This is a genomic window from Trueperaceae bacterium (assembly GCA_019454765.1).
Classification (GTDB): Bacteria; Deinococcota; Deinococci; order Deinococcales; family Trueperaceae; genus JAAYYF01.
Genome location: JACFNR010000044.1, coordinates 4,155 through 10,975 on the forward strand (window position 1 = coordinate 4,155; position 6,821 = coordinate 10,975).

At 74.3% G+C, this 6,821-nt stretch carries 7 protein-coding genes; 5 read left to right on the forward strand and 2 right to left on the reverse strand.

Features of this window, described 5'->3' with window-relative positions; genetic code table 11:
• Positions 1–261 precede the first annotated feature (261 nt).
• Positions 262–2,067, forward strand: coding sequence for an ATP-dependent helicase (locus H3C53_11080; protein ID MBW7917210.1), 1,806 nt, complete (start codon positions 262–264; stop codon positions 2,065–2,067).
• On the opposite strand, the gene H3C53_11085 is transcribed toward H3C53_11080, so the two are convergent.
• Both H3C53_11085 and H3C53_11090 read right to left on the reverse strand, forming a co-directional pair.
• The gene (locus H3C53_11085) at positions 2,021–2,314 is read right to left on the reverse strand and encodes a sulfurtransferase TusA family protein (protein ID MBW7917211.1); all 294 of its coding nucleotides are present in this window, start codon (positions 2,312–2,314) and stop codon (positions 2,021–2,023) included. The two genes, H3C53_11080 and H3C53_11085, sit on opposite strands and share 47 nt — an antisense overlap.
• A complete protein-coding gene (locus H3C53_11090) occupies positions 2,314–3,270 on the reverse strand; it encodes a hypothetical protein (protein MBW7917212.1) in 957 nt (318 codons plus the stop codon). Before H3C53_11090 ends, H3C53_11085 begins: the two co-directional genes overlap by 1 nt.
• Before the next feature lie 87 nt (positions 3,271–3,357).
• Here H3C53_11090 and H3C53_11095 point away from each other — a divergent pair, with 87 nt between their 5' ends.
• The 4 genes from H3C53_11095 to H3C53_11110 form a co-directional block, all read left to right on the forward strand.
• Positions 3,358–3,663, forward strand: a complete 306-nt coding sequence (locus H3C53_11095; GenBank protein MBW7917213.1) for a biotin--protein ligase — start codon at positions 3,358–3,360, stop codon at positions 3,661–3,663.
• A 92-nt stretch (positions 3,664–3,755) separates the two neighbouring features.
• Positions 3,756–4,460, forward strand: a complete 705-nt coding sequence (locus tag H3C53_11100) for a lipoate--protein ligase family protein (GenBank protein ID MBW7917214.1) — start codon at positions 3,756–3,758, stop codon at positions 4,458–4,460.
• 55 nt (positions 4,461–4,515) lie between these two features.
• Positions 4,516–5,253 carry an ABC transporter ATP-binding protein gene (locus tag H3C53_11105; GenBank protein ID MBW7917215.1) on the forward strand — a complete coding sequence of 246 codons (738 nt, stop codon included), beginning with the start codon at positions 4,516–4,518 and terminating at the stop codon, positions 5,251–5,253.
• Positions 5,250–6,821 (forward strand): hypothetical protein (locus tag H3C53_11110; protein MBW7917216.1); only part of this gene is annotated, 1,572 nt, incomplete at its 3' end. The genes H3C53_11105 and H3C53_11110, both read left to right, overlap by 4 nt.

The window sequence follows — 6,821 nt, forward strand, 5'->3', positions numbered from 1 at the left end:
CGGCGACCATCCGCGTGACGGCGGTCGGCGCGGGCAGCAGGGTGGGAGCGTCGGCGGCCGACCCGGACCCCAGGGCGACGCGCAGCCGGGATCCGCTTCCCGCCGCGGCGGGGGGCAGCGCGCCCGCCGGCCCGACGGCGGCGCCGGTCGCGACCGCTGACCTGAGGCGGCCCAGTTCAAGGGCGGTCGCCTAGAGGACCTAGGCCGGCGCCCGCAGACGCGAACCTCCCCTCCCGCGCAAGCTGGAGGGGAGGCTTCGCCATGTCGTCCAGGCTTACCCCGTCAGACAGGTGTGCGCCGCCCGGCCCGGCGCCGGCGCCCAGCGCCCACCAGGTGGCCGTGTTCGCGCACGTCGAGCGCGCCGCCTCTCACGCCGTGGTGATGGCCACGGCCGGCAGCGGCAAGACCACCACGCTCGTGGAGGTGGCGCGCCGCCTGCCGCCGGGCACGACGGCGTGCTTCCTCGCCTTCAACCGGGCAACGGCGGCCGAGCTGCGCCTGCGGCTCCCGGCCGGCACCGCCGCCACCACGATCCACGCGCTGGGTCGCGCCGCCATCGTCCGCGGCCTGCCCGGGGCCGCCCCGCTCCGGCTGGAGCCGGGCAAGTACGGGCGGCTGGCGTCCGGGCTGGCGGCGGGGGCGGGTGCCACCGCTGCGCGAGCGGCGGAACTGGCCCGCTACCTGGGCAGCCTCGCGCGCTTCGCGCGCCTCGAGCTGACCGACGCCTCCGACACGGTCGCGGTCGCCGAGCTGGCGCGGCGTTACGGCCTGGAGCGCCCGTTCGCGGCCGAGGAGGCCACGGGCGTCCACGCCATGCTGGCGCCGCTCCTGGCGCTGGGCACCGCCGCCGCCGCGGACGGTGCGGTCGATTTCACCGACATGGTGTACGTCCCGTTGACCCTCGACCTGCGGCTCGAGGCGTACGACTTCGTCTGCGTGGACGAGGCTCAGGACCTCAGCCGGCTGACCCTGGAGCTGGTGCTGAGGCTGGTCGCGGGCGGCGCGCGGGCGCTGTTCGTCGGCGACGAACGCCAGGCGATCTACGCCTTCGCGGGGGCCGACAGGCGCTCCCTCGCCCGGGTCGCCGAGGCCACGGTCGCCGCCCTGCTCCCGCTCTCCGTCTCGTTCCGTTGCCCCACTAGGCACGTCGCGCTGGCGCGGCGTTTCGCGCCGGAGATGAGCGCGGCGCCCGGCGCCACGGCCGGCTCGGTGCGGCTGCTGCCCGAACGCGCCCTGCCGCGCGTGGCGCGACCGGGCGACCTCGTCTTGTCGCGGACTAACGCGCCGCTGGTGGGCACGGCGCTGGCGCTCGCGCGGGGCGGCCTGCCCACGACGGTGCTGGGCGACGACCTGGCTGAGGAACTGCTCGAGCTGGCGGGGCGCGTGTTCCCCGTCACGACGCGCCTGCCGGAAGACGCGGCCCTGGCCGTCGAGCGCCACGGGGCCGCCGAGGCGGCCCGCCTCGAAGAGCAGCACCTGACGCACCCAGCCCTGCCGCGCCTGTTGGAACGCAGCGCGGACCTCCACAGCGCGCTGGCGCTGGTGCTCGGCGCGCTGCAGGACTCCCCGCCGGCCGGGCCGCCGGAGGGGGTGATCGAGCTTTGGCGCGGCGCGCGGCGCTCGCGTACTGAGCTGGAGGCGGCGGTGCGGCGCCTGTTCGAGCCCGGAAGCCAGGGCGAGGCCGTGGTCCTCAGCACCATCCACAAGGCCAAGGGGCGGGAGGCGGAGCGCGTCTTCCTCCTGCGGCCCGAGGAGCTGGCGGTCGGGTCGGCCGACGCCGAGACGGAGGCGGTCGAGGCCAACGTCCTGTTCGTCGCGTTGACGCGCGCCAGGCGCGAGCTGGTGCTGGTCGAGCGTCGCGGCGGCGCGCTGGCGGCGCGGCTGCGGGCGCGCGCCCGGCGGGTGACCGGCCCGGCGAGCGCGGCCGAGGCCGCGCTGGAGCGGCGTTGGGACGAGGTGCTCAGCCTGGCGGCAGTGATGGCCCGCGCCGACGGGCGCCGAGGGGTCTCGTGGTCGGTCGCTAACCGGCCGCGCGCCGCGGGGCGCGCACCTCGGTCGTCTTCCTGATGCGGAACATGGTGCTGCCGAACAGCCAGAACCCGCGCTTCTCGAGCGCCGTGAGTTCGAGGCCGGCGCGCTCCACCCAGGCTGGCACCTCGTAGGGCGCGAAGCGGTCCCGCGTGACCACCTCGAGGGTGGCGCCCACGGGCATGGCCGCGAGCCGCTCCTGCACCCGCAGCAACCCCAGCGCGCAGGGGGTGGCGCGGTTGTCGAGCCTCTCCACGGCGCCGCCGGCGGCCGGCGCCGCCACCATCAGCCCTCGCCCCCGCCCAGGTCGTCGAGGTTGCACACGCCCCGCACCGGGGAGCAGGCGCGGTAGAGGGGGCAGGTGATGAAGATGACGACGAGCGCCACTATCAGGAGCAGCTTGAGCGGCACGAGGAGGCCGATGCCGCTGAGCCAGAACGGGCTGGTGACGCCACCGTAGCGGAGCGCCATCCAGACGCCCGTGACGATGATGGTGGGCAGCGACGTGCGCACCACCCAGCGGAAGCGCTCGAGTTGCCTCGCGCCGGCCACCACCGCGTCGAGGTTGGCGTTCTTGCGCCCCGCCGGCACGGCCGCCCCCAGGTTGAAGAGCGCGCCGCCCAGCCACGCCGCGAACGCCCACAGGTGCACGGTCCTGACCGCCGCCACGCCGCTCAGCCCGCCGCTGTCGGCCCAACCCCAGAGGAGCAACGCCAGCGCGCCGACGAGGAAGGCGCCGAAGGCCGCCGCCCGGCTGCGGTGGGCTTGCGTGACAAGCGCCGCCAGAGCCAGGCTGGCGGCCGTGAGCGCCACGGCGGTCCAACCCGCGAGGTACGGCACGAACAGGGAGGCCGCCGCGCCGGCCACGAGCACCGGCACGAGGTAGCGACTCACGACCCGCACGCGCTCGAGGAGGTCGTCGTGCATGGTGGCCACCCGCGCCGCGTCGAGCCCGGACTCGTGCCGGCGGAGGTAGAAGAGGCGCCAGGCGAGCATGCCGGTGGGCAAGGCGACGCTCCAGAACTGGAGCCAGCGCCACGCGAGCGCGAGGCCATCGAGGCCGTGCAGCTTGCCGGTCAGGATGGTGCCAACGAGGGAAGCGACCGAAATCAGGAAGAAGGCCGCCTTCGGCAGGAAGGGGGTCTCGGTCTTGACCTCCACCGTGACGCGCTGGCCGAGGGCCGCTACCGGCAGCCGGTTGATGGTCGACGCGGCCGGGAGTGGACTACTGTGATCTACCATGACTGCCTCACTCTATTCCCGAGCGTAGCGCTCTGCTTTGACCCGGGTCAACCGAGGTCCGCCAGGACGGGCGTTATCATCGCGGGCATGGCAGCGCACGGAGAGTACAAGCACCCCGGGGGGAAGCTGGTGGTGGTCGACCTCGAGGTGGTGGCGGGCCGCCTGGCGAACGTCCAGGTGAGCGGCGACTTCTTCCTGGAGCCGGCCGAGGCGTTGGACGCAATCGTGGCGGCCCTCGACGGCGCGCCCAGCGACCTGCCCGAGGCCGAGCTCGCGAGGCGGGTGACGGCGGCGCTGCCCGAGGAAGCCGTGATGCTCGGCTTCGACGCGACCTCGGTGGCGGTGGCGGTGCGCCGCGCCGTAGACGACGGGCGCCCGCGGGAGCGGCTGTGAGCGCCGCCGACGCCCTCGCCAGGTTCTCGCCCCGCTGGAACGAGTTCGACTGGCAGCTCATCCGCACGGGTCCACAGGCGCCGGAACTCCACATGGCCCTAGACGAGGTGCTCACCTACGAGGTCGGGGCGGGCCGGCGCCGGCCGACGCTGCGGATCTGGGAGTGGTCCGGCAACGCCGTCATCCTCGGGCGCTTCCAGTCGGTGCGCAACGAGGTCGACCCCGTCGGCGCCGCGCGGCACGACATCGCCGTCATGCGCCGCATCACGGGCGGCGGCGCCATGTTCATCGAGCCGCAGAACGCGATCACGTACTCCATCTACGCCCCTGACAGCCTGGTGAAGGGCATGTCGTTCATCGACTCCTACGCGTTCATGGACGACTGGGTGCTGGAGGGCCTCCGCTCGCTTGGTGTCGAGGCCGAGTACGTGCCCATCAACGACATCTCGTCGAAGGCGGGCAAGATCGGCGGGGCCGCCCAGACGCGACGCGGGGGCGCCGTGCTGCACCACGTGACGATGGCGTACGACATGGACCCCGCGCGCATGCTCGAGGTGCTGCGCATAGGCCGCGAGAAGCTGTCCGACAAGGGGAGCGTGAGCGCCAACAAGCGCGTGGCGCCGCTCAGGCAGCAGACGCAGCTCCCGCGCGAGACGGTCATCGACGCCCTGGTCGCGACCTTCGAGAAGCGCTACGGGTTGACGCCGGGCCCGCTGAGCGCCGAAGAGCTCGCGGGCGCCGAACGGCTCGCCGCCGACAAGTTCCTCTCAAACGAGTGGCGTTACCTGCTCCCCTGAGCGCCGCCGCGTCCGATGATGCGGCAGGCGCCCAGGGCGGCGCCCGGAGGCGAGCTTGCTCAGCATCGACGGCCTGACGAAACGGTACGGCGCCGCGCGCGCCGTCGACGGGCTCGACCTGGAGGCGCGACCCGGCGAGGTGCTGGCGCTACTCGGCCCGAACGGGGCCGGTAAGACCACCACCATCCGCTGCGTGACGGGCCTGACGACCCCGACGTCCGGCCGCGTCGTCGTGGCGGGGCACGACACGCGGCAGGAACCCCTGGCGGCCAAGGCGGCGGTGGGTTACGTGCCGGACCGCGCCTGGTTCTACCCCAAGGTCACTGCGCTGGAACTACTCAGGTACGTGGCCGGCGTGAGGCGCCAGGCGGCTCCGGCGGCGCGCATCGGATCGCTGCTGGCGCGCTTCGGCCTCGCCGAGCACGGCGGCAACCTCATCGAGACCTATAGCCACGGCATGCGCCAGCGCCTCGCGTTCTGCGTCGCCCTGCTGGGCGAGCCGCGGCTGTTCATCGCCGACGAACCGATGGTGGGCCTCGACGTGCAGGGCAACCGCGACGTGAGGCGGCTGTTCCGGGAGCTGGCTGACGAGGGGCGCACGGCGATCCTCACCACCCACACCCTGCCCGTGGCCGAGGAGGTGGCCGACCGCATCGCCGTCATCGACCGGGGTCGGTTGGTGGCTCTCGGCACGCTGGCCGAGCTGCGGGCCCTCACCCGACACCCGGCCAACGCCTCGCTGGAGGACCTGTTCCTCGCGCTGACCGCGCCGGTAAGTACAGGCGCCGCGTGACCCTCGCGGGGCTGCGCACGCGCGGCGCGCTGCGGGCGCTCGCGGCGAGACCCGTGTGGTTGGTGGCGGCGCTGACCCTGTTAGGCGCCCTCGGGCTGGGCATCTTCCGCGGCACGCGCGCCGCCGTGGCCTGGCTCTACGCCTACCCGCTCGTCGGCAGCATCGCGCCCGCCGTCGTGCAGAGAAGCCTCGAGGGGCTCTTCCTCGTGCTCATGGCAGCGGTGCTCTTCTCCGTCCTGGTGGCGAGCATCGGCACCGTGTACGGCAGCGCCGACCTGGAGTTCCTGCTCGCACTGCCCACGAGCTCGGCGCGGGTGTTCGCCATGAAGGTGGTCGAACTGTTCGTCAACACGGCCGGCCTGCCGCTCGTCCTGACCGTGCCGGCACTGGCGGGCGTGGGGGCCGCGTTGTCGGCGCATCCCGGCTACTACCTCGTGGCGACCGTTGCCGCGGCCGCGCTCTACTCCCTGCCGGTCACGGTGGGCGCGCTGCTGGCGCTGGCTCTCGTGAGGTTCGCGCCCGCCGGGCGGGTGCGGGAGGTGGCGACGGCGGTGAGCATCGGCGCCGCCGCCCTCGCCCTCCTCGGCTTGCGGGCCCTGCGACCTGAGCGCCTGGCGCGCCTCGACCTGCAGGACGCCGACGCCTTCGAGTCCTTCCTCGCCGCCTTCGCGCGGCTCGACGTTGGCTGGCTGCCGCCCGCCTGGGCGACCAAGGCGAGCTGGGCGGCCATCGGGGGCGAACCGAGCGCGGCGGCAGCGGCCCTGGCCGGCGCGGCGGTAGCCGGCCTCCTCCTGACGGCCGGCGCGGCGCGGTTGGCTTTCGTGCGCGGCTGGGTCCGCAGCGTCGACTCGCCGCCCGCGCCGCGCCGCCGCCCCGCGCGACCGGCACCCGCCTGGGAGCGGGCGTTGACGCGTGCGCTCGGCGCGACCGGCGCCATCCTCGCCAAGGACGCGCGCGTCTTCGTGCGCGACGTCCAGCAGTGGAGCCAGGCCGTGGTCCTCTTGGCGCTGGCGGGCGTCTACCTGCTCAGCCTCGCCGCCATCCCCGTGCCCACGCAACAGTTCAGGGACGTGGTGGGAGCCTTCAACATCGCCTTCGTGAGCTTCATCGTGGCGGGCGTGGCGTTGCGCGTCGCCTACCCCAGCGTCGCGTACGAGGCCGGGAGCTACTGGTTGGTGCAGGTGCAGCCGCTGCGCGCGACCCAGCTAGTGGCCGCCAAGTTCCTGCTCGTCCTGCCGGTCATGCTGGGGTTCGCGCTCACGTTGGGCCTCGCCGCCGGTCGCCTCCTCGACCTCAGCCCCGCGTTGGCGTTCGGGGCGCCCGTCACCGCCGCCCTCAGCGCCCTGGCGCTGACCGGCCTCGCCGTCGGCATGGGCGCCGCCAACCCGCGGTTCGAGTACACGAACGCGAACGAGCTCGCCCTCACGCCCGGCGCCATGGCGTTCATGGCCATCGCGCTCGCCTACGCGGCGCTGACCACCCTCCTGCTGGCCAGGCCCGCGTGGCTCGCAGTCGGCGCCCGCGCCGGCGGCTACTGGACCTCGCCGGAGGGGCTGGCCGTCCTCGGC

What these genes read in the sequence shown, in the direction of transcription:
- H3C53_11100 (MBW7917214.1), top strand. Translation starts at nt 3,756, where the DNA reads ATGGCCCTAGACGAGGTGCTCACCTACGAGGTCGGGGCGGGCCGGCGC.
- H3C53_11085 (MBW7917211.1), bottom strand. Translation starts at nt 2,314, where the DNA reads ATGGTGGCGGCGCCGGCCGCCGGCGGCGCCGTGGAGAGGCTCGACAAC.
- H3C53_11090 (MBW7917212.1), bottom strand. Translation starts at nt 3,270, where the DNA reads ATGGTAGATCACAGTAGTCCACTCCCGGCCGCGTCGACCATCAACCGG.
- H3C53_11095 (MBW7917213.1), top strand. Translation starts at nt 3,358, where the DNA reads ATGGCAGCGCACGGAGAGTACAAGCACCCCGGGGGGAAGCTGGTGGTG.
- H3C53_11080 (MBW7917210.1), top strand. Translation starts at nt 262, where the DNA reads ATGTCGTCCAGGCTTACCCCGTCAGACAGGTGTGCGCCGCCCGGCCCG.